This is a genomic window from Streptomyces sp. NPDC032721 (assembly GCF_055579625.1).
The window spans coordinates 1-24,595 of sequence record NZ_JBVIMX010000037.1; the positions used below are offsets into that span (position 1 = coordinate 1).

A 24,595-nucleotide genomic window follows, 5' to 3' on the forward strand; every position below is an offset into this window, starting at 1 on the left:
CGGTGTCCCGTTGCCCGCCTGCAGCATCGTCATGTTCACGATGACGTGGTCCCACCCCTTGATGGGAAACACCTCCGGCCACGCCTTCAGGAACAACGCGGTGACGGGCACAGCGACCCAGTACGCGGGGAAGATCCGTGTGACCCGGGAGACCGCGAACTCACCGACGGTGCGCCCCCACAGACTCATGGGGATGACGAATCCGCTGATGAGGAAGAAGAGTTCGACGCCGAGCCAGCCGAACTGGGCGAAGTCGAAGAGGGTCGGGAAGATCGTGGCGGGTTTGTGTCCCCAGGCGTGGCTCAGTGCCACGTAGTGGTAGAGCACCACTATCAGGGCGGCAACTAACCGCAGCCCGTCCAATGCACTGAGCCTGCTCCTGGGGGGCGCCGTCCGGCGTTCGGTCATGTCGTGCCTTTGCTGTGCCGGAGGGTGGCCCGCGTGCGCGGGAGAAGCATCGGTAGGGGTAGTGAGAATGTAAGGAAAGAGTGCGCAACTCGCACGCGCGGTCTGATCTGATATGCCGTCAAATCGGTTGCGCAGTGGTGTGATTCAGAGTGGCGACTCCCTGGTCGCGAAGCGTCGCTGCCTGCCCCCATGTACATGAGGACAGGCAGCGGCCGAATGTTCCAGGGTCAGGCGGTGGCGCGCTTGAGAGTGTTCCAGGTGTTACCGGGGAGGGTGGTGTGGCTGCTGGAGATCTTGCCGCCGCCTTCGCCCTTGTAGTGGTGAAGGGTGCCGTCGGGCCAGACGGCGAGGAGGTCGGCAATGCCGTCGCTGGTGAAGTCGCCGGCCACGAGGAACTTCATGTTGCCCCAGTTGGCACCACCGGGCTGGGCGACATGGGATCCGCTGAGCCCGCCGGCCGGGTTACTGGTGTGGACGTGCAGGGTGCCGTCGTACCAGATGCTTGCCACGTCAGCGATGCCGTCGCCGGTGAAGTCATCGGCGGCGATGATCCGCATGGTGTCCCAGGTGTTGCCGACGGGCTGGGTGATGTTCTTGCCCGTGAGTCCGCCTTCGCCGTTGCCGGGGTGGACGTGGAAGCTGCCGTCGTACCAGACACCCCCGAGGTCGGCGATGCCGTCGCCGGTGAAGTCACCGGCGACGATCTGCTTCATTGAGCCCCAGTTGTTGTTGTCGGAGACGGTGGTGGGGTTGCCGATGCCGCCCTTGCCGTCGCCCTTGTAGAGGTGCAAGGTGCCGTCGTTCCAGACGGCCATGAGGTCGGCGGCCTGGTCGCCGGTGAACTCGCCGACCATCATCTGCTGGAGACTGCCCCAGTTCGTCGTGCCCGGCAGCTTGATGTTCGTCCCAGCGAGGCCGCCGGTTCCGTTGCCGTGGTGGGTATGCAGGGTGCCGTCGTACCAGACCGCGGTGAAGTCGGCCTTGCCGTCACCGGTCAGGTCGTCATGGGACAGAAAGGTGGTCTTCTGTACCCAGGCAGCAAGGTCGTCAGTGCGGGAGGCAACGGCATTCGTGCGCGTCTCGGCCTTGTCCGTACCCAGGCAACCTCCCTGCCAGGATCGGCTGTTGACGCCGACCAGCTCGGGGACGCCGTTCTTCACCCGGAAGGTCGGTCCGCCGGTATCGCCCTTGCAGAGCACGGACTTGCCGACGCCGTTGAGGCCGAGTGCGACACCGTTTACGTAGTCGACGGTGAACGGGCTTGTGTGCAGGTAGTCAGGTACCCACTCCGTGGCCGTACGACCGAAGCCCGCGGCTTGGAGCGTCTCGCCGGCTACCGGGGCGGTGGAGCTTATCTTGATCGGCGTGATGCCCTGAACTCGGGTGGAGAGTTTGGCCAGCACCACATTGCGATCTTCGCTCGTCACCAGGTTGGTGACCTCTCGGGTCTGCACAGTGCTGGAGGCCAGATCGGCCCCGCCGACCTTCACCACGGTCTTCAGCGTGGGCTTACCGTTTGCGAGGCCACCTCCAGGCGTGGTCACGAAACAGGTGCTTGCCGTCATGACCCACTGTGGGGCCACCAACGCGCCGGTGCACGCCTGCTGGTTGCCGCCGATGTCGATCTGGGCGGTGAAGGGGTGTGCCGTAGCTGCCGCCGGTGCCCCTTCGAGAGCGCTTGCCGGGGTGCTGGCCAGCGGGATAGCAAGGGCGGCTATGAGGCCGCTCATCAAAGCGGCGCGGGAATATTTGCCGTGCACGTTCTTCGTTCCTTTGTTTTCGGAATGCCAAAAGGGTGACGAGCAACGGATGCGAAATCCGCTGCGACAGTTTGGGCAGGAGGGTGACCCCGCCGGACTCGGCGCGCAGGGTCTACGGCGCGTGCACCTTGGTGAAGTAGAGGCCGTCCGGCCCGTCCGGATCTTCGTGGAAGTACAGCGTCTCCTGACCCTTCGCGTAGAGCTGGACGCCTGAGGTCGTTCCGGGTTCACCGTCATCGACCAGCAGGTAGATGAATTCGCTGAACTTCTGACGATCGGTGAACTCCCATCGACCACTGAAGTCGGCGGAGCCGGAGGGATGGTCGCCGTCCCCGTTCGTGGCATCGATGTCCACGTCCGTGGCGGTGAACGTTCTGTCAGAATTGAGCCGGATTTCACCGCCGGTTGCCTCGTTGCGGTACACACCGGGCACCTTTTTGGTGTCGGGTGGGGCCGTGCATCCGGAGGCGAGTACCGCAGAAGCGGCCAAGGCAGCGATAACCCATCGCTTGACAGTCCTGTTACTCATCACGGCTTCAGTGTGACGTCGAACTCGATGAGCTGAGTTTTGGGTGACATCGGTCCGGAGTCGCCAACGACTTTTTCGACGAACGAACCGACACTATTACTCCACCATTCCGTGTAACCAATGACGGGCGGGTGGGTTGCGGACTCAATAGTCGACACGTTGTATGCGGTGTACCGCCATACCACCGAGCCGTCCGCGTTCTTCCGGATGGGAGTCATCCTGACCTGGTGCGAGCCCAGGAACGTGTACGCGAGGTTTCCGGTGAGCCCGGCCGTCGAGAGTGTCCCGTAGTCGATGAGGTACTTCCTGGGACCGTCGGAACCGCTGAGTGAGTAGTTCTTCTTGAGGGTCTCACCCAGCTGGTAGTTCCCGGACTTAGTGAGAGCGGTGTAGTAGTCGATGACGCTCTTGGTGTGCTCGTGCTCACGATAGATGCGGGTGAACTCATCGTTTGGGCCGAAGCATTGGGACTGAGGGCCGCTTCCGGTGAGCCAGCTCCACCCCAGTTCCCACGGGTTGGTGCTGTTGCCGGACTCTACGGTCTTGCCGAACGGGGTCAGACAGCTCTCAGCGCCAGCTGGAAGGTCCTGTTTGCTGGGGTCGATGGGAGCGTTTGCGTTGTCGGTCGCTGCCTGGACTGCCTCGCGCAGCGCGGCCTGGACAACGAGGATCAAGGCCTGAGTCGCGGCCTTGGCAGCGGTGGCGGCGTCCTTTCCGGCGTCGAGTGATGCCTTTCGGGCAGCCGCCGCCGAGACCGCCGCGTCTGCGGCGTAGGACGCGGCCGCTCCAGCTGACCGTACAGATCGCGTGGCAGCCTGTCTGGCCACGCCGCTCGCCCTGAGTGCCGCTGCGGCCGCCTTGCTTGCGGTTTCGGCGGACTTCGTCGCCGCAGCCGCGGACTTCTCGGCGGCGCTGGCGTTGTCACGTGCTTCCTGGGCTGAGTTCGCGGCGTCAGCCGCATAGCCTTTGGCGCGATTGGCCCAAGTGGTGGCTTCGGCAGCAGCCTTGCGTGCGGTGGCTGCTGCCTCGGAAGCCCGGGCCGCATCCTCCTGCGCGTTCGCGGCGATCTTGGCTGCGCGCGCGATCGACGCAAGGACTGCGCTGATATGCGTGGCGCGATCGTGGTCGATACGCGCGAATTCGTACTGCGTCGTCCCGATGAGCTGGCGGAGCATGTGAGTATCGCCCTCAAGCGCGATCTGGGCCGCCGCCCTGGAGTATGGGCCACCGTTCGCCAGGATGGTCGCTGCCGCCACTCGGTCGTCCTCGCGTACAGCCGCGTCTAGGCTGACGTGCAGAAAGGTGTGCAGTGCCTCGGCGGTTCCCGCGTCCAGCGCGGCCGACGCCTCGCGCCGCACCCGGGCGCCGGTGTTGGCGCCACCCAGGATCCTGGCCACCTCGACCCGGTTGTCCTCCGCAGCCGCCTCGACCGCCCCGGTTTCCAGAAACTCCTTGATCTTGGCGGGGTTCTCAGTCTTGAGAGCTGCTGCGGCCGCCGTGGCTACGGCCTTCGTCGACATCGCGGCGATGGCCGCGACATTTTCCACGTTGTCCTGCTGTTGCGCGATGACACGGTCGGTCTCGATCCAGTTGACGACGTCCTGGTCCGAACCAGCCAGCGCGAACTGCGCGGCCTGTCGGGTCCAGGTCCCTGGACCCTCGAGGAGCCGGACTGCCGCCCTGCGCCCCGCCGTTGCAGCCTGCTCGATGGTCCCGTTCCGCAACACCGACTCCGCGGCGCTGATGAAGGTCCGGAGCTCTTCCGAGAGGCGAGCCTCCTGGGTCCGCTCCCGGTTGAAGCGTTCGAGCTGGTTCGACTCAGAGGTCGCAGCAAGCCGTGCTGCCTCGATCGCCTCGCTGGTCTCTTCGGCGAGGCTCTCGGTCTCGGCTTTACGGGCCGCCTGTTCGACCTCCCGCGCCTTGACGACTGCGTCGGCGGCGGCGTTCGCTGCCTCGACCGCGGCGTTGGCGGCGAGCGTGGACCGGTTGGCGTAGTCGACCGACTCGCCGGCATGGGCCGCCGCTTCCTTGGCAGCGGCGGCTGCCTTCTCGGCATGATCGGCGGCACTGTTGGCCGCATTACGTGCCGTGTGGGCAGCGGCAGCCGCTTGCCCGGCCAGGTTCCGCGCCCTGCTCGCGGCCTGAGTCGCCCTGGTCGCGGCGGTTTCCGCCACGGCGGCGGCCTGCTGTGCGGCGGCGGACTCGGACTTAGCAGCACCGGAAGCCACGGCCGCTTCGGCCGACGCGCGAGCGGCTGCGGCCGCGTTGTTCGCCGACCTGGCGGCGGCGTCCCCCGCCAGCATTGCCGCTTCGGAAGCCTTTGCCGCGAGATATGCTTTCGCCGCCACAGTACGGACGAAGCTGACCACCTTCAGTGCGACCTCTGCCGCTGCTGTGGCCGCGCCTGCCATCGCTCTGTCCCTGGAAGCGGCGATCGCCGCGCGATACGCATTTGACGCGGCGCGTCCCGCCGATGCTGCGGCGGCAGCAGCGGCATTGGCGGCAGACACTGAACGCTGTGCGGCAGCCTGGGCGGTCCGCGAGGCCGACACCGCAGTCGACGCGGCTAGGGCCGCGCCCTTGGCTGCTTGTGCTGCTTTGCCTGCAGCCTTGGCCGAGCGTGCGACATCTCGCTCGGCAGCCAAAGCCTCGGCCTTGGCCTCCAGCGCCGCGCTCTTCGCCTTCTCGGCAGCCTTGACCGCTTGGTCGGACAGCTCGACGGCCTCATCGCTCTTCAGGCCGGCGCGGCGTCCTTCCTTGTCCACAACTTCGACCAGCTGCTGGATTGTCGCCGATTCCTCGTCACGTGCCCGGGCTATGTGCTGGCCCGACTCCAGGAACCACCGGATTGCCCTGGCCGATCCGTCGTCCAGGGCCCGACCCGCGTACTCACGTACCTGTGGTGATGCCGCCGCGAGGATGTAAGACACCTGTACACGGTCGTCTTCCTCCTGCGCGGAGAACTGCCCACCGCTGAGGAAGGCACGCAGCGCGAAGGAGGAACCGACCGCCAGCGCGGCGGACGCCTCGCGCTTCACCGCCCTTGCGCCATGGCCCAAAACCGTGCTGACGGCCACTTTGAGGTCCTCGTCCACGGCGGCTTGGAAACCATCCTTCAGGAAGGTCTCGACCGCCGCGTCTCCGCCGGACAACGCCCCACCGATACCCTCGCGGGTCGCCTTGCCCGCCGTGGCCAAGGACTCCGCAAGCGTGAACCTGTTGTCCTCGGCCCGGGCCAGGGATGCCTTCTGGTTGAGGAACACCGTCACGTCCGCCGCAGTGCCTGCCAGCGCCGCGGCTGCCGCGGCGCGGACGGCCCGGCCGCCCGATCTGTACGCCAAGACCACCTTGCCGCGGTCGGTATTCGGCAGACCGGAACCCTCCGGCATTGCCGTGACTCCCGTACCGCTCGCCGCGTAAACCGTGCGAGCCCCGAATATCCCACTGGACAGCGCGCTACCGGCTGCCACCCCGGTGAAAATGGCAAGTGTCTGACGCCTGCTTAACGCCCGTCGTGAATGCTGAAGCATCACGACTCCTTTCTACTCTCATTGTGTCTTTCGATCCGTACTAGCCCGAGTGGTGCGGCATGCGCTGCACGCAGACCTCGTCCATCTGCCTCGACCATCGGCTGACTGTCGTGCACGGTAGATCCGCACCTCGTAGACCGAGGTCGGTTCCAGGCCGCGAGGAAACGAGGGGCATCTGGAAAGGTGCACGAACAGCGATCTCCTAGACACGAGGGCCGCACGTCCCGTGGGCGCCAAACCGCGGAGCGGCCAGCGCGTCGGTGTGGGCCTGCAGTTACTTGGAGGCCCTGATCTCGACAAGCGTGTGATCGCGGTGCTCTGGGTCCATGGGCTCACCCACCGAGGTCCAGGCGTTCTTGGGCACGTTGAACGACTTTTCCTCGCTATCCACGGTCATGTCGACTTTGGTCGTGTAGCTGTTGCCCTTGACCAAGAAGACCGCGGGCATCTCCAGGGACAACCAGCCGGATTTGCCTACCACCTTGAAGCAGGTCTGGGCCTTCTTGTCCCGAGCTTCGACCACCAGGAGATCAGTGCCACCCGCACAGTCGGCCAGGGTGATGTGCCCGTCGCCGCGTTTGAGGACGATGTTCTTCTCCAGCAGGATTTGTGCGGCATTCGGGTACGCGAAGTCTTCAATCGCGGGAGGCATGGGCGCGTCTGCCTGGACACCCGCAGCATCCGGGACCGGCTTCGGAGCCGGAGCGGGTGCGGCCTGGGCCAAGGTCAGTGTTGCCAGTGCGGCACCCACTGTTGTTATGGCCACGGCACCGCCATAGAGCATCTTGCGAGCACGGGAGAGAGTCACGAAACCATCCGAAATGTGGAGGGGTGCGTGGAGATGCCACACACTTTATTCACGGAAGTAAATCATATGCAAAAGCCGAGGAGGGGCGTGGTCAAGTCTCGTGACCTGCAAGTGGCTTGAATTGATAGTTCTGGCAACTTGGCGAGTATGCGCAGCATTTGCTGTACTAAATATCAAATAGAATGGCAAATGGGGCGAGTTGTCTCTTTGTGTGCATCCCGCCATGACCCGTGCAAGTCACCTCCCGCCAGATTGGCGGATTCGCCCACGTAGTCCTTGCTCCCCGGTCCGGAACACGGTGCGGTCCATCCCGGGGTGCACAGCTACTCCTGTGACGGCCACAATGAGCGACTATTCCGTGGTGTTGGGCCCGGGTGCCGGGTGTCATCGACGTGCAGCGGCGGAATGGCGGTGGGCCAATGGGGGTGGATGCTGAGGGCAACGACGCTGGCTTGGTGCTGCGTTGGGGGACATGGTCACGTATCCGGGGTTCGGGGATGTGGCGTGCAGCAGATACCACTGTCGTGAGGCGATCGACATGGTGAGTGGGTGAAGGTCGGCTAGGTGCTGGGCCGGAGCGGGCCCTGGCCACCCTCGGGCGGTAGGGGCTTTGTTCTGCAGGTCCAGCGAGTCCGGCCCCCCGAAACTATTCGGAGAAGCCGGCACTCGGTGTCGTAGGCCCGCGCAGGCTCAGCTCTCCGTGGAGCGGCGGCGGCGGGTGGCCACGAGGATGCCCGCGCCGGCGGCGAGGGCGAGTACGGTGCCGCCTGCGGCCCAGGGGAGCGTGGAGCCGGCGCCGGTCGCGGCGAGGTCGCTGCCGCCGGAGGTGGGTGCCGGGGTGTTCTTGTCGCCGCCGGGCGCGGTTACCGACTTGTCGTCCGTACCGCCGGAGGCGCTGCCCGTACCTGTGCCCGTACCCGTGCCGTTGTCGGTTCCGGCGGATGCGTCGGGCTTGGGCTTGTCCTTGGTGTCTTCGGTGCCGGTGTCCTTGGAGGGGGTGGGCTTGGGCTTGCCCGGCTCCTTGTCCTTGTCCTTGTCCTTCGAGCCTGCGGCGTCTGCCTCGTCCAGCTTGCGGGCTTCGTGCTGGCCCTTGTCGAGGAACGCCTGGACGTCCTCGGGCGTGCCCTTGAGGGCCTTCTTGGCGGCTTCCTTCACGTGCGGGCCGCCGGTGCTGTGGATCTGGCCGGTCAGCACGCGGTTGTCGGTGATGCGGGCTTCGTACTGGCCCTTGTCGAGGAACGCCTGGACGTCCTCGGGCGTGCCCTCAAGGGCCTTCCTGGCGGCCTCCTTCACGCCCCGGCCGCCGACGCTGGCGATCTGGACGGTCCGTACCCGGTTGTCGACGATGCGGGCCTGGAACTGGCCCTCCTCCAGGAACTTCCGCATGGCGGCCGGGCCTTCGTCGATCGCCTTGCTGCCCGCCTCCTTGAGGCCCCGGCCCGCGTCCTTGGCGGCCATCAGGCGCAGGATCTCGATCCGGTCGTCCTCCGCCTGCTGTGCGGAGGTCGCGGAGGGCGCGGAGACGGTGGGCACCTCGGCGTCGGCGGCGAATGCCGGAGAGGTGAGCAGGACGGCCGGTGCGATGACGGCGGAGGCGACGAGAGTGGATATGCGCGTGCGCTTCATGCGATTCCCCGAGTTGGTCGTACGGCAGGAACTAACTGGTCAGCCGCATGATCATAGGTGGAGCTTCACATTCCCCTTACTTCGCCCCCAAGTTGGTGGACGGCAAGCGAAGAGGGCCCGGCCCCGCGAGGACTTCTCGCGGGGCCGGGCCCTCATGCACGTACCGGAGTCAGTGACTAGGCGTCGAAGACCTCGTTGACGAGGGCCTGCTGCTCCGCCTGGTGGCGCTTGGCCGAGCCGACCGCCGGGGAGGAGGAGTGCGGACGCGAGATGCGGCGCAGTCGCTCGCCGTGCGGGATGTCCGCGCCGACGGCCAGGTCGAGGTGGTCGATGAGGTTGAGGGCGATGAAGGGCCAGGCGCCCTGGTTCGCCGGCTCCTCCTGCGTCCACAGGTACTTCTCGGCGTTCGGGTACTTGGCGATCTCCGCCTGGAGCTCGGCACCCGGGAGGGGGTACAGGCGCTCGACGCGGATGATCGCGGTGTCCGTGGAGCCGCGCTTGATCCGCTCGGCCTCCAGGTCGTAGTAGACCTTGCCGGAGCAGAAGACGACCTTGCGGACGGCCGAGGCCTCCACCGAGTCGTCGCCGATGACGGGACGGAAGCCGCCCGTCGTGAACTCCTCGGCCTTCGACGCCGCCGCCTTCAGACGCAGCATCGACTTCGGGGTGAAGACGATGAGCGGCTTGTGGTGCGGGTTGTGGACCTGCCAGCGCAGGAGGTGGAAGTAGTTGGACGGGAGGGTCGGCATGGCGACCGTCATGTTGTCCTGGGCGCACAGCTGGAGGAAGCGCTCGATGCGGGCGGACGAGTGGTCCGGGCCCTGGCCCTCGTAACCGTGCGGGAGGAGCAGGGTGACGCCCGAGTGCTGGCCCCACTTCTGCTCGGCCGCCGAGATGTACTCGTCGACGACGGACTGGGCGCCGTTGACGAAGTCACCGAACTGGGCCTCCCAGAGGACGAGCGCCTCGGGGCGGGCCAGCGAGTAGCCGTACTCGAAGCCCATGACCGCGTACTCCGAGAGGAGGGAGTCGTAGACGTTGTAGCGGGCCTGCTCGTCGGAGAGGTAGTTGAGCGGGGTGTAGTCCTCGCCGGTGTGCTGGTCGACCAGGACCGCGTGGCGCTGGCCGAAGGTGCCCCGGCGGGAGTCCTGGCCGGAGAGGCGGACCGGGGTGCCCTCCATGAGGAGCGAACCGATGGCGAGGGTCTCGCCCATGCCCCAGTCGATGGTGCCGTCCTCGATCATCGCCATCCGGCGCTGCATCTGCGGCATGAGGCGCGGGTGCACGGTGACGTTGTCGGGGATGTTGACCTGCGAGGAGGCGATCCGCTTGACGACCTCCTGGGAGATCGCGGTGTCCAGGGAGACCGGGAAGGCCGCCTCGGGCTGCGGGACGGGCATGGCCGCCGGTGCCTGGGTGGCCTCGCGGACCTCCGCGAACACCTTCTCCAGCTGCCCCTGGAAGTCCTGGAGCGCCTGCTCCGCCTCTTCGAGGGTGATGTCGCCGCGACCGATCAGGGACTCGGTGTAGAGCTTGCGCACCGAGCGCTTCTTGTCGATCAGGGTGTACATCTGCGGGTTGGTGAAGGACGGGTTGTCCGTCTCGTTGTGCCCGCGGCGGCGGTAGCAGATCAGGTCGATGACGACGTCCTTGTTGAACGTCTGGCGGAACTCGAAGGCCAGGCGGGCCACGCGGACCACGGCCTCCGGGTCGTCACCGTTCACGTGGAAGATCGGCGCCTCGATCATGCGGGCCACGTCGGTGGCGTACATGGAGGAGCGGGCCGATTCCGGCGAGGCGGTGAAGCCGACCTGGTTGTTGATCACGATGTGGATCGTGCCGCCGGTGCGGTAGCCGCGCAGCTGCGACATGTTCAGGGTCTCGGCCACCACGCCCTGGCCCGCGAAGGCCGCGTCGCCGTGCAGCGCGAGGGGCAGGACCGTGAAGTCCGTACCGCCCTTGTTGATGATGTCCTGCTTGGCGCGGGCGATGCCCTCGATGATCGGGTCGACCGTCTCCAGGTGGGACGGGTTCGCGGCGAGCGAGACCTTGATCTGCTCACCGTCCAGACCGGTGAAGGTGCCCTGGGCGCCCAGGTGGTACTTCACGTCGCCGGAGCCGTGCATCGACGTCGGGTCGAGGTTGCCCTCGAACTCGCGGAAGATCTGGGCGTACGACTTGCCCACGATGTTCGCCAGGACGTTGAGGCGGCCGCGGTGGGCCATGCCGATGACGACCTCGTCGAGGCGCGACTCGGCGGCGCTGTCGATGACGGCGTCGAGCAGCGGGATGACCGACTCGCCGCCTTCGAGGGAGAAGCGCTTCTGGCCGACGTACTTGGTCTGCAGGAACGTCTCGAAGGCCTCGGCCGCGTTCAGGCGGCGGAGGATGCGCAGCTGCTCCTCGCGCTCCGGCTTGGAGTGCGGGCGCTCGACGCGGTCCTGGATCCACTTGCGCTGCTTCGGGTCCTGGATGTGCATGAACTCGATGCCGGTGGTGCGGCAGTACGAGTCACGGAGCACGCCGAGGATGTCGCGGAGCTTCATCATCGACTTGGAGGCGAAGCCGCCGACGGCGAACTCGCGCTCCAGGTCCCACAGCGTCAGCCCGTGCTCGTTGATGTCGAGGTCGGGGTGCTTGCGCTGCTTGTACTCCAGCGGGTCGGTGTCGGCCATGACGTGGCCGCGCACCCGGTAGGAGTGGATCAGCTCGAAGACGCGGGCGGCCTTGGTGACGTCGTCGTCGTGGCTGGCGTCGATGTCCTTGAGCCAGCGGACCGGCTCGTAGGGGATGCGCAGCGCCTTGAAGATCTCGTCGTAGAAGTCGTTTTCGCCGAGCAGCAGGTTCGCGACGTTGCGCAGGAACTCGCCGGAGGCGGCGCCCTGGATCACCCGGTGGTCGTATGTGGAGGTGAGGGTCATCACCTTGGAGATGCCCAGCTTGTTCAGGGTGTCCTGCGAGGTGCCCTGGAACTCCGCCGGGTAGTCCATCGAGCCGACGCCCATGATGACGGCCTGGCCGGGCATCAGACGCGGGACCGAGTGGACGGTGCCGAGGCCACCGGGGTTGGTCAGCGAGACCGTGACACCGGTGAAGTCGTCCATGCCGAGCTTGCCGTCGCGGGCGCGGCGGACGATGTCCTCGTACGCCTGCCAGAACTCGAAGAAGTCGAGCGTCTCGGCCTTCTTGATGCCGGCGACGACGAGCTGGCGGTCGCCGTTGGGCTTCACCAGGTCGATCGCGAGACCGAAGTTGATGTGCTCCGGCTTCACCAGGGTCGGCTTGCCGTCCTTCATCGCGAAGGAGTAGTTCATCGACGGCATGGCCTTGATGGCCTGCACCATCGCGAAGCCGATGAGGTGGGTGAAGGAGATCTTCCCGCCCCGGGCACGCTTCAGGTGGTTGTTGATGACGATGCGGTTGTCGAAGAGCAGCTTCACCGGGACCGCGCGCACGGACGTGGCCGTGGGGACCTCAAGCGAAGCGTTCATGTTCTTCGCGACGGCGGCGGAGGGACCGCGCAGGGTGACGAACTCCGGGCCGGCCGGGGCAGTGGACGCCTCGGCGGCGGGAGCGGGCTTCACAGGTGCGGCCTTCTGAGCGGGAGCGGATGCCTGAGCGGCGGGCTTGGCGGGGGCGGATGCCGGGGCGGCGGCGGCCGGCGCCGGGGAGGCTGCCGGAGCCGACTCGGTCCGGGCGGCGGGAGTGGCCGGCGCGCCCGCGGGCTGCGCCGAAACCGCCGGGGTGCCCGGGGCGGGCTGTGCGGGTGCGGCGGCCTGCGCGGACGCGGCCGGTGCGGCGGCGGGCGCTGTGGGGGCGGCCTGGGCGGAGCCGGGCGTCTCGCCCGTACCCCCGCTCGCGGCCGACTTCTCACCCGTACCGCCGGAGGCACCCGCGCCCGGCTTGTAGTCGGCGAAGAAGTCCCACCAGGCGCGGTCGACGGAACTGGGGTCCTGGAGGTACTGCTGGTAGATCTCGTCGACGAGCCACTCATTGGGACCGAAGGCGGCGGCAGGGTTCTTCCCCTGCCCGTCCTGGTCGGTCGACGAGAGACTTGAGCTACTGGGGGACTGAGACGACACGGCGTTAACCGCCCTCTTCCGCTTCGCAAGGTGGTGGACAGCGGAAATAAAGGCTACGCCTCCCCGGCCGCGAGATGCAGACCGGGCGGGGTATCCGTCGCGTAAGTCACATCGGAGAGCTGGTTTCGACGCACGAAATGGCGGGAAACAAGCGCGGTTCCGCTGTGGACGCCCGTCAACCACGTATGACGGGAGACCCCGGGCCAGGTGCATCCGGCCGAGGACGCGGCCTTTGCCCCCGCATCCTGGCAGGACGGACGCAGAACGTCCGTTTCTGGTTCGAACCCTACGTCAACCGCGCGGGCCGCTGATCCCCGGAAGGCTGACCTGAATCCGGCAACCGCGTTCTGATTCGGCCACGCCGATGTGACCGCCGTGCAGATCGACCGCCCAGCGCGCGATGGCGAGACCGAGACCGGTACCGCCGTCACTGCCGGACGAGGGCTTGGCAGGCGCCTTCCCCTGATTGAAGCGTTCGAAAACGCGGTGCCACTCCGACTTGGGTATACCGGGACCCTCGTCGAGGACTTCCAGCTCCAGCGACTCCGGCAGCTCCCCGCGCCGCGCGATCACCGTCACCCGGCCGTGCGGAGGGCTGTGCTTGACCGCGTTGTCGATCAGGTTGGCGACGACCTGGTGCAGCCGCTCCTGGTCCGCGTGCGCGGTCAGCTCGGGCGGCGAGACGTCCAGGTGCAGATGGACGTCCTTGCGCGTGTGGTGCCCGGACCCGGAGACCAGACCGCGCTGCGCGGCGGCCAGATTGGCCTCCTTCAGCACGCCCGAGAGGTACGGCCAGACCTCGAACCGGTACGCCTTCAGCGGTACGACGCCGTTGTCCAGCCTGGCCAGGTCGAGCAGGGTCTCCACCAGGCCGCCGAGGCGCTCGGTCTGCTTCAGCGCCGTACGCATGGTCTCCGGGTCGGCGGCGACCACGCCGTCCACCACGTTCTCCAGTACGGCACGCAGCGCGGCGATCGGGGTGCGCAGCTCGTGGGAGACATTGGCGACCAGTTCCTTGCGGTTCTGGTCGACGGCCTGGAGCTCCTGGGCCATGCGGTTGAGGGTGGTGGCCAGGCCCCCCAGCTCGTCGCGGCGGCCCTCGCCGCCGACCCGCCCCGTGTAGTCGCCCGCCGCCATGGCGGCGGCCACGTCCCGCATCTCGTCCAGCGGTTTCGTGAGGTTGTGCGCCACGAACTGGGTGATCAGCATCGACGCGATGATCGAGAAGACGGTGATGAAGCGCAGCTCCGTCTTGGTGGCCAGCGCCACCATGACCAGCCCCGTGGTGAGCGCCACGGACACGACCACCAGCGCGATGAGCTTCGCCCGGATCGTGAAGGGCCGCAGCACGGAGAGCCCCTTGTGCAGGGGACGGCTCAGCAGCCGGTGCGCGAGGACGCGCTCCGTCAGCGGGCGGCGGACCCGCTGCCCGCAGTCGCCGCATCTGCGGGCGGGCCGCGAAGGCTCCCGCCGCTGCCCGGGTACCCGGCGCCGCGACGGCCCTCGCTGGGTCCCGACCGCACTGCTCACGGCGCCGGTGTCTCCAGCGCGTACCCCACGCCGTGGACGGTGCGGATGCGCTCCGCGCCGATCTTCCGGCGCAGTGCCTTGATGTGGCTGTCGACGGTGCGGGTGCCCGAGGCGTCCGCCCAGTCCCACACCTCGGCGAGGAGCTGCTCGCGGGAGAGCACCGCGCGCGGGGTGTTCGCCAGACAGACCAGGAGGTCGAACTCGGTGGGGGTGAGGTGCACGTCCTCGCCGTGCACCCGGACCCTGCGCTGTGCGTGGTCGATCTCCAGCTCGCCGAGGCGCAGGATGCCGCTGCGCGGAGTGGCCGCGGCGATCGTCGCCCGCTCGACCCGGCGCAGCAGTACGTGCACCCGGGCCGCCAGCTCCCGCATGGAGAACGGTTTCGTCATGTAGTCGTCCGCGCCGACCCCGAGCCCGACCAGCATGTCGGTCTCGTCGTCGCGGGCGGTGAGCATCAGGACCGGGACCGGCCGCTGCGCCTGCACCCGGCGGCAGACCTCAAGACCGTCGAAGCCGGGCAGCATGATGTCGAGGACCATCAGGTCCGGCTGCCAGGCCTCGGCCGTGTCCACGGCAGCGGGGCCGTCGCCGGCCGTCTGCACCTGGAAGCCCTCGGCCCGCAGCCGGGCCGCGATGTTGTCCACGATCGTGGAGTCGTCCTCGACGACCAGTACCCGGCGCTGTGCACCGGGCGTGGCCGCGAGTCCGTTGTGGCTGGTGTGTGTCTGCTCCATCGCCCCGCCCCTGGAGTGCGTTCGTAAGATCTCGCGGTCAGATGAGCAGCGTACGGGCACTGACCAGCCCCCGGCTACGCGGTGCGAACGCCGGGGCGGGGGACCGATCACCACTCGCCGGGCAAGTCGTCTCTCTTCGCCCGAATCTCGCTGAATACGACATTCCGCAATGACTCTTCGTAAGTCCTGGCGCTACAACTCGCCCTCTGCGCAAGGAGGTAGACGTTGCGTAGGCAAGGTGTCCCGCTGTGTTGCGAGAGTGACGCGTAGTTCACCCGGGGCATGGTTGTACGGCCATGAGTGAAGGACTTGTGAATGTTGTCTCGTGGGTGGGGGCCGCGTGTGCGGGGCCGGGGGCCGCCGGCCCCGCACACGGACGTTTCGCCCGGCCGTCGGTCGGACGTCCGTCAGGCGCGCGGGGTTCCGTAGCGCACGTAGTTCTCCAGCTCGCGCAGCTCGCGGCGGCCGTCGACGGAGGTGCCGTACGTGCGGTCCCAGGTGATCGGCGCGACGGTGATGTGGTTCCGCTCCAGCAGCCACGTCTGGTCGGCGTCCTTGCGGGACTCGTCGCACTCGCCGCCGGTCTGCGGCTTGCCCCCGCAGAGGCCGAGGGTGATGTCGAAGCTGTCGCCGCCGTTCTTGCGCTCGTAGTCGTGGAAGACGGCCGCACCGTTGCCGACGCGGGTCCAGACCGGGGCCTGGGTGCGCTCGCCGTTGGTGGTGTCGGGGTGGTCGACCTTGAGCGCGAACTTGCCGGTGAGCAGCCGGTGCTGCCGCATCCCGGCGAGGAACTTCGCCCCGAACTCGGCGGTCCTGCGGTACGTCTGGACCGGGAAGTGGGTGTTCGTCGCGTCGCCCTCGGCGCTGAACGCGACCGCCGGGACCTCCTGGTCGATCGCGGCCACGGCCGCGCCCACGGTGCCGGAGTCGTTCACGCTCGCGGCGACGTTGGGGCCGGAGTTGATGCCGGTGAGCACGACGTCCGGGTCCTCGGTCCAGCCCGCCTTGGCCTTCAGCCCGCCGCGCAGCGCCAGCTTCACGGTGTCGGCCGGAGTGGCGGACGGGGTGTCCTTGCCGCACGGCCCGTCGGCGACGCAGACCCCGAAGACGGGCGAGCCGGACGGGGTGCCCGCGCAGTCCTTCTCGTAACCCTGGGGCAGCCGGGTGCGCTGCTGGGTGGTGAGTACGCCGCCGTTGGTGACGGCGGTGCCCTTGCCGGACTGGACCTGCCAGGGGGCCATGACGACGACGTCGGCACCGGCCGCGCACATGGCGCGGCGCAGCTCGTAGAGGCCGAGGCCGTCGGAGTTCGAGGGCTTGGCGGCCTGCATGCCGTCGTCGTTGGAGATGAGGACGCGCATTCCGGCGAGGGGCTTGGCGGGCTTGGCGGGGTGCTTGGCGGAGGCGGCGCTCGCGGACGCGACGGAAGCGGCGGACGCGACGGGTGCGGTGTCCGGGGCCGAGGTGACGTACCCCGTGGTGCCGAGGCCGGCGACCACGAGACCGGCGGTGGTCAGTGCGAGGAGATTGCGATGTGCGGAACGCATGGGATGGCGGTCCCTTTCCAGGCAGGTGTACGGAGCGGATGTACGGAGGCGTACGGAATCGAGCCCCGGCCCGCGGCCCCCGCGGACGTACTCACGCGGAAAGTGCGGCCGGGACGGCCGAGCCGGCCGGGGCGGTGGCGTGGCGGGCGACGCGCACGGTCCACGACCGTGCGTGAGGGAACAGCGGTCCGGGACCCGGCCCCCCACAGGCGGGTCCCGGACCTCGGGCCCGTCTCGTAGGTGACGGGCCCTGCGCGGGGCTGATTCAGGAACCCCGCGCGGTCTGGGGGAGATGGGGGAGATGGGGGAGAAGCGTCCGGTCAGATCTCCAGGCCGTGGCCGTAAGGGAAGACCGGGTTCTCGGTGTCGTTCGGCACGTCCGGGCGGGCGGCCTCGACGGCGGCCATCGAGCGCGGCAGCTCGAACGGCAGCCGCCCCTGTGCCTTCGCCCGCCCGAAGGCCACGTCCAGCAGGGCCGCGTCGCTCGCCCCGAAGTCCGCGATCAGCGCGGCGGCGTGCTCCGCGATCTCGGGGATGACGGCGGCCCGCTCCAGATTGATGCCGACGAGGGTCGGTACGGAGTCCAACAGGCCGAGGATCCGGGCCAGTTCGGCGCCCTCGAAGGCGAGCGTGCCCGAGTGGAAGAACGACTCGAACTTGTTGGCCCGCTCCTCGTAGGGCGTGCGCAGCCGCAGCACCGCGAAGTCCGCATCCGCCGGATCGGCCACGACCTCGCCGTACCCGGCGGCCACCGCCGCGTCCACGTTCTCGACGTACAGCTTCGGCCTTCCGGACAGGGGCAGGGTCAGCTCGCGGTTGGTCAGCACGGTCAGCGAGCGGCGCTGCGCGGCGTCACCGGCGGCCTTGAAGTCGGCGCGGCCGACCGTCTCGGCGGCCAGGTCCACGTCCACGTACCGGCGGTCGAAGAGCCCGAGCACGAACTTCTCGCGCAGGATGCGACGTACGGACACGTCGATCCGCTCCTCGTCGATCCGCCCCGAGCGCACCAGCTCCACGATCACCTCGGGGCAGGCCTCGCCGCCGAACTGGTCGCAGCCCGCCTCGATCGACTTCGCGGCCAGCTCCGGACGCGACAGGTGCTCGACGCCCCAGGCGCGCGCCGGGTGCGGCTCGCCGAAGATGTTGGCCTCGGTGAGCAGGCCCCAGTCGGTGCAGACGATGCCCTCGAAGCCCAGCTCGTCCCGCAACAGGCCTTGGACGACGCCCTTGTTGAAGCCGAAGCCGACCTCTTCCCAGTCGGTGCCGACCGGCTGCCCGTAGTACGGCATCATCTGCGACGCACCGGCGGCGATGGCCGCCTTGAACGGCGCCAGGTGGTACTCGCGCATGCCGCCCGGGTACACCTGCTCCTTGCCGTGCGCGAAGTGCGGGTCCTCGCCGTCCTTCTGCGGGCCGCCGCCGGGGAAGTGCTTGACCATGGTGGCGACCGAGTCCGGGCCGAGCTGCTTGCCCTGGAGACCCCGTACGTACGCCTGGACCAGCTCGCCGGTGACGGTGGCGTCCGAGCCGAAGGTGCCGTTCTGGCGGGACCAGCGGGGCTCGGTGGCGAGGTCGATCTGCGGGTGCAGGGCGACCCGGAAGCCGACCGCCAGGTACTCGCGGCGCACCGTGTCCGCGAACTCCTCGACCAGTGCGGGGTCGTTGATCGCGGCCAGGCCCAGCGGCTCGGGCCAGGCGGAGAAGGCACCGGCGTTGAAGGAGGCGCCGACGTTGTCGGTGAAGGAGTGGCGGGGGTCGGTGGAGAGGGTGACCGGGATGCCCAGGCGGGTGCGGGCCGCCATCTCCTGCACGGCGTTGGCCCACAGCGCCATCTCGCGGGGGCCGTAGGTGCCCAGGAGGTTGAAGTGGGTGAGGTGCTTGCCCTCGATCATCTCCGGGGTGGTGTACGGGAGCATCGACCCGTCGGTCTCGGTGACCAGCGTGCCGTCCGCGTTCATCATCAGCATGTCGTGGAACATCTGGCCGGCCTTCTCCTCCAGCGTCATACGGGGGAGGAGGTCGTCGACGCGCTGGTCGGCGGTGAGGCTGGGGTCCTGGTACGGGTGCACGGTCGATGCTCCTGGGAGGTGTAAGGGGAATGAACTGGCCCGAGGGAGAAGGGGAATGGAGGGCACGGGGGCCACGGAAGGGACGCGGGGGTCAGGCGGCGGACCTGATGAACCGGGACACGACCGCGCCGCCCGCCGCGCGGATCCCGCCGAATCGGTCGATGGCGGTCCCGGTGGCGTACACCAGGTCCGGCAGGCAGGAGGCGAGGGCGCAGAGCGCCGCGTTGCAGCCGAGCTGGGCCACGGCCCAGCCGAGGGTGAGAACGAGTACGGAGTCCCCGAGCGCGACCACGGCCAGCCCGCCCAGCGCCACCGTCATCCCGCCGAGCAGCCAGGGCCTGCGGCGGCCGAAGCGGTCGGCGGTGCGGTCGGACAGGGCGCCGAAGAGCGGATTGCCGATCATCGCGAGCACGGCCCCGACCGAGAGCACCAGACCGAGGCTCGCCCCGCGCTCGCTCTCCGGCACCAGCTGGGCGATGCGCAGGGCGAGGGTCACGATCACCGGCGTGAGTACGGTCAGATACAGCCCGAGCTGGGCCAGGGCGAGTCCGGCGACGAGGGAGCGAGGGGAGTCACCGACGTCAGTGACACGTGTAACTGACGCGCCGTGCGCCGTCTCGGTGTGGTCGCTGACCATCGTGAACTCCGGGGGAAGGGGTGCTGTCGGCATCGGTGCCGACCCGCAGGCACAGGCTAAACGCGAAAACCGAGCACCCACTAGGTTTCCGCAGTGTTGCGTGGATCACACCGTTCGGCCCCGCCTGCCGGACCGTCCTAGGGTGGCCCCATGTCAGCGAGCACGGGCCGAGCGACCCGAAAAAGCGCAGGTCGGGGTAGCTATGCGGTGGGCGAGGCGCGGCGCAGACAGATCCTCGACACCGCCATCGAACACTTCGCGAAGTGGGGCTTCCACGCCTCCTCGATGGCCCGCATCGCCCACGACTGCGAGATCACACAGGGCGGGCTGCTGCACCACTTCCGCAGCAAGGAGGACCTCCTGCTGTCCGTCCTCGCGCAGAGCGAGCACCACGACATGGAACAGCTCTTCGCCACCGAGCCGGCCACGGTGGCCGAGGGAATGGAGGCGGTGGTCCGGCTGGCCGAGTCCAACACCCGCCGCCCCGGCCTGGTCCGCATGTTCAACGTCCTGGTCGGCGAGGCGGGCAACCAGGGCCACCCCGCCCACCCCTACTTCCGGGGCCGCTACGAACGCGTCCTCGCGCACACGGTCGGCGTGCTGGAGGCGGGCATCGCCCGGGGCGAGGTCCGCCCGGACATCGACGTACGGGCCTTCGCCCAGGAGCAGATCGCGGTGATGGACGGCCTCCAGTTCCAGTGGGCCCTGGACGAGTCCGCCTTCGACATGCCGGAACGGCTGCGCGCGTACATGGACCGGACGCTGCGGCACATCACGGTGCGGGGGACGGGGCTGAAGATGCCGTAGGGCGGGGTTCCGGGAGCTGGGGCTCCTCGGGGGTTCCCCAGGAGCCCCCGGGGTCAGGTCTCCGTACGGGCGCCCCTCCACACGTACCACCCGGACCCGAGCGCGAACGCCGCCCCCGCCGTCACCCACGCCCCCGCCTCGGGCCCCGGCTGCACCGGCCACATGGCGACGGCGGCGAGACCGCCCGTGGTGCGCGGCGCGGCCAGGTAGGCGGCGCTCCCGTACGCGAGTACCGGCAGCCAGCTGAGCCGCGCGCCCAGCACGACGGCGCCCGCCGCCGCGACACCGGTGGCGCCGAGCACGTTGCGCACCATGGCCGGGGCGCCGAACGCCTCGGGGTGCCCCGGCACCGCCGCCGCGAGCAGGGCCGCCGCGAGGACGGTCAGACCCAGCAGGTGCGCCAGGCGCAGTACCGGCCCGCGCAGGGCGGCGGTCCGGTCCAGCTCCGCGCTGTGGCTGAACAGGGTCGGCCCGAGCACTGCGGCGGCACACATCGGGGCCAGCACCACCACGGGCACCCGCCCCCGGTGGTCGAACCACTCGCTCGCCTCGATCCCGGCGGCCGCCCATGCCGCGAGCCCGGCGGTGACGGCGAACAGGGCCAGGGCCCCGGGGAGGGTGCGCGAACGCCCGTACAGCACAAGGGGATTGAGGGAGTGGTGGCTCATGGCGCCACCGGTACCTTCGTGATGTCGCAGCTGCGGACGGCGGCGATGTACTCGGCCAGCCAGGCCTTCCGCGCGGCCTCCGGCAGGGCGGCGAAGCGGTCGTGCGCGTCGGGTCGGTCGGCGGGCTGTGAGGCATCGGCGTTCAGCGGGGCCAGCCAGTGCCGGGCGACGTCGCCGGCCAGCTGGAGCCGTTCCCACTCGGCGGGCGGGTCCTCGGCCGAGCAGTTGCTCGGCGGGTTGAGCAGCTCTACCAGGATGATGCTGGCGTACTCCTCGGGGTCCGCGATCTTGCCCCGGACCACCGTCCACCCCAACATCAGCGACGGCAGTACCCCCTCACCCGGCCGTGCCTCCACGTCCCCGGGCACGTACCGGGCAGGCACCCCCGGTACGCCCTCCAGCTTTTCGAAGGTTCCGTGCAACGCGGCCCGTATCTCGGGCAGGAGTGTCTGGTCGCGGGATTCCACGCAGACCTGCCGGTCGACGACCTCGGTGCAGGAGGAGGCCGTCCGGGGCGGCGGCTGGTGCCACATGCGGATCCCGTGCTGGGAGATCAGGGTGCCCGCCGCGACCGCCACGGCGAGGGGGACGACGGCCAGGTACCGGCGCCGGGCCGCGTAGCCGACCAGGGCGGTGGCGGCCAGGGCGCCGGTCCACAGGGCGTCCACCGGGGCCTGCCACCACACGGGGGTCCAGTCGGCGAAGTCGCGCAGGGCGGGGCTCAGGAAATGCAGGCTCGAATCGTCGGTGTTGAGGTAGTTCGGGAGAGCCAGCCCGGCGTACGCGCACAGGGCGAGCAGCGGGGCGGTCGGCCGCCAGGGCGACAGACGGCCGACGACGAACCCCAGGCCGGTCGCCGCCGCCACCAGCACCGCGTCGGCCAGTGCGTACGACACGAGGGGCTGCCCGTAGTGGGCGTACGGCAGACAGGCCAGCAGGGCGAGGCCGTGCGCGACCAGGTAACCGGCCGCCGTCCACAGCATCAGCGGCCCGACGGCGGTCACCGTGCGCGAGGCGCGCCCGCGCGGCACGGACGCGAACAGCTCGACGGTACGGCGCCGCCGCTCGCGGCCACCGTGCCAGCACCCGGCGGCGAGCACCAGCGGGACGGCGATGAGCGCGGCGGCGATCCGCAGCAACACCTGGGTCTCGGACCAACTCCCCTGCCACCGGGCACTCTTGGCCGCCATCACGGACAGGAGGAGTACGGCGACGGCGAGACCGGCCCAGGGGGCGAGGCCACGGCGGAGTTCGGCGAGGAAGGGGGAGACGGAGACAGATGCGGATACGGATACGGATACGGGGGCGGGGGCCGGCTCGGTGGGCGGAGCGGAGGCGGTGGTGGCCGGGCTCATCGGCGGGCCTCCAGTTGCCGACGGTGGCCGCGCAGGGTGCTGGTGTAGCCGCGTTCGAGGGGGCTGTCGCCCAGTGATGCCGCGGTGGCGTCGGGGTCCGCGGTGTCGCGGCCCAGGGCACTCAGCTCGTCCGGGGTGCCCCGGTAGGCGACGCGGCCCGCGTCCAGCAGGGTGACCCGGGTGCACGCGGTCGCCACGTCCTCGACCAGATGGGTCGAGACGATCACAGTGGAAGCAGTGCCCACTTCCCGGAGCAACGCTCGGAATTCGAAGCGCTGCTCCGGATCGAGACCGGCGGTCGGTTCGTCGAGCAGCAGCAGGTCCGGCTCGTTCACCAGCGCCTGGGCGATGCCGACCCGCCGCACCATCCCGCCCGACAGCGACTTCACCTTCGCGTCGATCCGGTCGCCGAGCCCGACCCGGTCCACGGCCCGCTCGACGGCCCCCGCCACCCGCCCGCCCGGCATCTCCTTCAGCCACGCCACGTACGCGACGAACTCCCGCACCGTGAACCCCGGGTAGTACCCGAACTCCTGCGGCAGATAGCCGAGCCGCCGCCGCACCGCCGCCCGCTCCCGGTGCCCGGAGACATCGCGGCCCAGGAGGCGGACCCCGCCGGAGGAGGGTGCGGACACGGTCGCCAGGATCCGGATCAGCGAGGTCTTGCCCGCGCCGTTCGGGCCGAGCAGCCCGTGCACTCCGGGTCCGAAGTCCAGGTCGACGGAGTCCAGGGCGAGGGTGCGCCGGTGCCGCACGGTCAGCCCTGCCACCGCTGCCCCGTCGGGTCCCGCTGCCCTGTCGCGTTCCGGTGCGCCGTCGCGTTCCGGTACGCCCGGGAGGATGCCGCTGTTCACGCTCGCTCCATTCGGTCGAAGAAGGTCCGGCGCACGGCGAGAAGCCCCGCGCACGCCACGGCGGCGACGGCCCAGCCCGCCTGCGCCGCGAAGTCGCCGACGTACGGGACGACGTACACCGGCAGCCCGTACGCCGTGCCGCCGCCGAGGCCGTCCGCCCCGCCGAGTGCAGGGGCCGTCACGGCCAGCGCCCACCCGCAGCCGACGGCCCCGGCGGCGTACCGGCACCCGATCCAGCTGCCGAGGGCGAGCGCGGTCAGGGTCAGCACCAGCCCCGGCAGCAGCCAGGCGGCGGCCCCGGGCACGCCCACCGCATCGGGCAGTACGGCCCCGGCGGCGGTCAGCAGCGGCACGCTCAGCCCGAGCGCGCAGGCCGCCCGCAGGAGCAGCAGCCGCAACCCCCCGCCCGGAGTGGATGCGTTGATCTCGTGCAGGACGTCGGCGTGCCTGCCGTACGAGAGGGCGACCCCGGCCAGTGGCACCAGCGGCGCCACGGCGAGCAGCAGCGGCCGCGCGGACGCCTGCCCGCCGCCGTAGGCGAGGAGTACGGCCCCGAGCCCGACGGCCGTCACGGCCACCACCCAGCCGGCCCGGAGCGCGGGCCCGAGCGCCCAGAGCAGCTGACGGACGCGGAGGGAGGGAGCGGGGGCGGCGGGCGAAGGGGCCTCGGCGGGGGAGGCGGGAGCTGCCCCCACCAGCCTCAGCAGCTCCTCCCGCCCCGCGGCCAGCTGCGGCCCCGCGGCCCCCGCCCGTACCGCCTGGGACACCCTGGCCGCGCACGAGCCGCACGCCTCGACGTGCTTCTCCAACGACCAGGCGTCCGGCTCCGTGGCACTGCCGCTGGCGTACCGGGCGGCCAGTGCTTCGCTCACATGCCAGGCGGCGTGCTGCTGGAAGCTCATGCGGTTCCTCCCAACGGGTGTTGTTCGACGGAGAGTTGAGCCAGGGCGGCCCGGAGTTCGCGGCGGGCGCGCAGGGCGCGGGTCTTGACGGTGCCCTCCGGTATGCCGAGCAGCCGGGACGCCTCCCGGGTGGTGAGCCCGTCGATCACGGTCGCGCGCAGCACTTCGCGCAGCTCGGGCGAGATCCGCTCCAGCGCGGTGCCGACCTCCCCGAACTCCAGCCCCGCCAGGACGTGTTCCTCGGCCGAGGGGGAGGACGCGGCGGGCGCGGTCTCGGCCCTGTCCGCGCGATCGGTTCTGGCCCGTACCCGCTGGGCGTCCACCAGCCGGCGTGCCGCGATCACCCACAGCCAGCCGCCCGCCTCGCCGCCCCGGTGGGAGGCGGCGGACTGCCAGACGGTGACGAAGGTGTCCTGGAGGACGTCCCGCACAGTCTCGGGGTCGGGACACCGCCGGGTCAGCCGTGCGTGCAGCCAGCCCGCGTGCCGGTCGTGGAGCGCGCCGAGTGCGGTGGCGTCGCCGCGTGCGACGGCGCGCAGCAGTGCCGCGTCGTCGGCGGGCTCCTGGTCGGCCGCCCGGTCTCCCCTCGTGGGGCGCAACAGTCTCACGCCCCTCTATCGTTCGACGGCCCTCCGGCGGTTCACGCGAAGCGGGGGGACGTGATGGGGGAGATGAAGGTTGCCTTAAGAGGTGGCAATGTGAGGTGAGTCATAGACGTGAAGGGATATCGGGGCAGAAAGTAAGCGTTG

The 24,595-nt window shown here is 69.5% G+C and carries 18 protein-coding genes; 1 reads left to right on the top strand and 17 read right to left on the bottom strand.

Annotation, left to right across the window (positions count from 1 at the left end; all coding sequences use genetic code 11):
* From ACZ5PB_RS41365 to ACZ5PB_RS41420, 12 genes are all read right to left on the bottom strand, one after another.
* Positions 1-408: acyltransferase family protein (locus ACZ5PB_RS41365; RefSeq protein ID WP_468698702.1), on the bottom strand; the 408-nt coding region annotated here is incomplete at its 3' end.
* Between the two features lie 227 nt (positions 409-635).
* Complete coding sequence (locus ACZ5PB_RS41370) at positions 636-2,168, bottom strand: FG-GAP-like repeat-containing protein (protein WP_468698703.1); 1,533 nt, start codon at positions 2,166-2,168, stop codon at positions 636-638.
* Positions 2,169-2,280: 112 nt separating this feature from the next.
* Positions 2,281-2,592, bottom strand: a complete 312-nt coding sequence (locus tag ACZ5PB_RS41375; RefSeq protein WP_468698705.1) for a hypothetical protein — start codon at positions 2,590-2,592, stop codon at positions 2,281-2,283.
* 104 nt (positions 2,593-2,696) lie between these two features.
* Positions 2,697-6,227 (bottom strand): ALF repeat-containing protein, encoded by a 3,531-nt coding sequence (locus ACZ5PB_RS41380; RefSeq protein ID WP_468698706.1) that lies wholly within the window; start codon positions 6,225-6,227, stop codon positions 2,697-2,699.
* Between the two features lie 274 nt (positions 6,228-6,501).
* Positions 6,502-7,035 carry a hypothetical protein gene (locus ACZ5PB_RS41385; RefSeq protein WP_468698707.1) on the bottom strand — a complete coding sequence of 178 codons (534 nt, stop codon included), beginning with the start codon at positions 7,033-7,035 and terminating at the stop codon, positions 6,502-6,504.
* A gap of 690 nt (positions 7,036-7,725) precedes the next feature.
* A complete protein-coding gene (locus ACZ5PB_RS41390; RefSeq protein ID WP_468698709.1) occupies positions 7,726-8,661 on the bottom strand; it encodes an LAETG motif-containing sortase-dependent surface protein in 936 nt (311 codons plus the stop codon).
* A 176-nt stretch (positions 8,662-8,837) separates the two neighbouring features.
* The gene (locus tag ACZ5PB_RS41395) at positions 8,838-12,743 is read right to left on the bottom strand and encodes a multifunctional oxoglutarate decarboxylase/oxoglutarate dehydrogenase thiamine pyrophosphate-binding subunit/dihydrolipoyllysine-residue succinyltransferase subunit (protein WP_468698710.1); all 3,906 of its coding nucleotides are present in this window, start codon (positions 12,741-12,743) and stop codon (positions 8,838-8,840) included.
* Between the two features lie 291 nt (positions 12,744-13,034).
* Positions 13,035-14,090, bottom strand: a complete 1,056-nt coding sequence (locus ACZ5PB_RS41400) for a HAMP domain-containing sensor histidine kinase (protein ID WP_468698743.1) — start codon at positions 14,088-14,090, stop codon at positions 13,035-13,037.
* 179 nt (positions 14,091-14,269) lie between these two features.
* On the bottom strand, positions 14,270-15,007 hold the full coding sequence (locus ACZ5PB_RS41405; protein WP_362418308.1) for a response regulator transcription factor: 738 nt from the start codon (positions 15,005-15,007) through the stop codon (positions 14,270-14,272).
* 407 nt (positions 15,008-15,414) lie between these two features.
* Positions 15,415-16,554, bottom strand: coding sequence for a 5'/3'-nucleotidase SurE (gene surE, locus ACZ5PB_RS41410; RefSeq protein ID WP_468698712.1), 1,140 nt, complete (start codon positions 16,552-16,554; stop codon positions 15,415-15,417).
* Between the two features lie 320 nt (positions 16,555-16,874).
* Positions 16,875-18,623, bottom strand: a complete 1,749-nt coding sequence (locus ACZ5PB_RS41415) for a glycoside hydrolase family 3 protein (RefSeq protein ID WP_468698714.1) — start codon at positions 18,621-18,623, stop codon at positions 16,875-16,877.
* Positions 18,624-18,714: 91 nt separating this feature from the next.
* Positions 18,715-19,293 carry an MFS transporter gene (locus tag ACZ5PB_RS41420; protein ID WP_468698716.1) on the bottom strand — a complete coding sequence of 193 codons (579 nt, stop codon included), beginning with the start codon at positions 19,291-19,293 and terminating at the stop codon, positions 18,715-18,717.
* Positions 19,294-19,467: 174 nt separating this feature from the next.
* Here ACZ5PB_RS41420 and ACZ5PB_RS41425 point away from each other — a divergent pair, with 174 nt between their 5' ends.
* Complete coding sequence (locus tag ACZ5PB_RS41425; RefSeq protein ID WP_468698717.1) at positions 19,468-20,067, top strand: TetR/AcrR family transcriptional regulator; 600 nt, start codon at positions 19,468-19,470, stop codon at positions 20,065-20,067.
* Between the two features lie 53 nt (positions 20,068-20,120).
* On the opposite strand, the gene ACZ5PB_RS41430 is transcribed toward ACZ5PB_RS41425, so the two are convergent.
* The 5 genes from ACZ5PB_RS41430 to ACZ5PB_RS41450 all read right to left on the bottom strand — a co-directional run bounded on the left by ACZ5PB_RS41430 (position 20,121) and on the right by ACZ5PB_RS41450 (position 24,454).
* Positions 20,121-20,735 (bottom strand): hypothetical protein, encoded by a 615-nt coding sequence (locus tag ACZ5PB_RS41430; protein WP_468698718.1) that lies wholly within the window; start codon positions 20,733-20,735, stop codon positions 20,121-20,123.
* Positions 20,732-22,090 carry a hypothetical protein gene (locus ACZ5PB_RS41435; RefSeq protein WP_468698719.1) on the bottom strand — a complete coding sequence of 453 codons (1,359 nt, stop codon included), beginning with the start codon at positions 22,088-22,090 and terminating at the stop codon, positions 20,732-20,734. Before ACZ5PB_RS41435 ends, ACZ5PB_RS41430 begins: the two co-directional genes overlap by 4 nt.
* Positions 22,087-22,860, bottom strand: a complete 774-nt coding sequence (locus ACZ5PB_RS41440; RefSeq protein WP_468698746.1) for an ABC transporter ATP-binding protein — start codon at positions 22,858-22,860, stop codon at positions 22,087-22,089. Before ACZ5PB_RS41440 ends, ACZ5PB_RS41435 begins: the two co-directional genes overlap by 4 nt.
* A gap of 80 nt (positions 22,861-22,940) precedes the next feature.
* Entirely contained in the window at positions 22,941-23,846 is a 906-nt protein-coding gene (locus ACZ5PB_RS41445) for a zf-HC2 domain-containing protein (protein WP_468698720.1), read from the bottom strand.
* Positions 23,843-24,454 (bottom strand): RNA polymerase sigma factor, encoded by a 612-nt coding sequence (locus tag ACZ5PB_RS41450; protein ID WP_468698721.1) that lies wholly within the window; start codon positions 24,452-24,454, stop codon positions 23,843-23,845. Before ACZ5PB_RS41450 ends, ACZ5PB_RS41445 begins: the two co-directional genes overlap by 4 nt.
* Positions 24,455-24,595: the final 141 nt, after the last annotated feature.